Genomic DNA, 1,202 nt, shown 5'->3' on the forward strand with positions numbered 1-1,202 from the left:
AAACCGCACGTTAACGTTGGTACTATCGGCCACGTTGACCACGGTAAAACTACCCTGACAGCTGCAATCACTACCGTTCTGGCTAAAACCTACGGTGGTTCTGCGCGTGCATTCGATCAGATCGATAACGCACCAGAAGAAAAAGCACGTGGTATCACCATCTCTACCTCACACGTAGAATATGATACTCCTGCACGTCACTACGCGCACGTTGACTGCCCGGGGCACGCCGACTACGTTAAAAACATGATCACCGGTGCTGCACAGATGGATGGCGCTATCCTGGTTGTTGCTGCAACTGATGGCCCTATGCCACAGACCCGTGAGCACATCCTGTTAGGTCGTCAGGTTGGTATCCCTTACATGATCGTGTTCCTGAACAAATGCGACATGGTTGACGATGAAGAGCTGCTGGAACTGGTTGAAATGGAAGTTCGTGAACTTCTGTCCCAGTATGATTTCCCTGGCGACGATACTCCAATCGTTCGCGGTTCAGCGCTGAAAGCACTGGAAGGCGTACCAGAGTGGGAAGCTAAAGTTGTTGAACTGGCTAACTACCTGGATACTTATATCCCACAGCCAGAGCGTGCAATTGACAAACCATTCCTGCTGCCGATTGAAGACGTATTCTCAATCTCAGGTCGTGGTACAGTTGTTACCGGTCGTGTAGAGCGCGGTGTTGTTAAAGTTGGTGAAGAACTGGAAATCGTCGGTATCAAACCTACCGTTAAAACCACCTGTACCGGTGTTGAAATGTTCCGTAAACTGCTGGACGAAGGTCGTGCAGGTGAGAACGTCGGTGTTCTGCTGCGTGGTACTAAGCGTGAAGATATCGAACGTGGTCAGGTACTGGCTAAACCAGGTTCAATCAAACCACACACCAAATTTGAATCAGAAGTTTATATTCTGAGCAAAGATGAAGGCGGCCGTCATACTCCGTTCTTCAAAGGTTACCGTCCACAGTTCTATTTCCGTACAACAGACGTAACGGGTATGATCGAACTGCCGGAAGGCGTTGAGATGGTAATGCCGGGCGACAATATCCAGATGGTCGTAACGCTTATCCACCCAATCGCAATGGACGAAGGTCTGCGTTTTGCAATTCGTGAAGGCGGTCGTACCGTCGGCGCGGGTGTTGTAGCAAAAGTTCTTGCTGCATAACGCGATCGCGTATTAAGAAGGGAGCTACCGGCTCCCTTTTT

General features: G+C 49.9%; 1 protein-coding gene. It reads left to right on the forward strand.

The window, feature by feature from the left end:
- The coding region (gene tuf / locus AYY17_RS13820; RefSeq protein WP_067424524.1) for an elongation factor Tu at positions 1–1,161 on the forward strand (1,161 nt) is incomplete at its 5' end.
- Positions 1,162–1,202: the final 41 nt, after the last annotated feature.

The organism is Morganella psychrotolerans, assembly GCF_001676055.1.
In the GTDB taxonomy this organism is placed as follows: domain Bacteria; phylum Pseudomonadota; class Gammaproteobacteria; order Enterobacterales; family Enterobacteriaceae; genus Morganella; species Morganella psychrotolerans_B.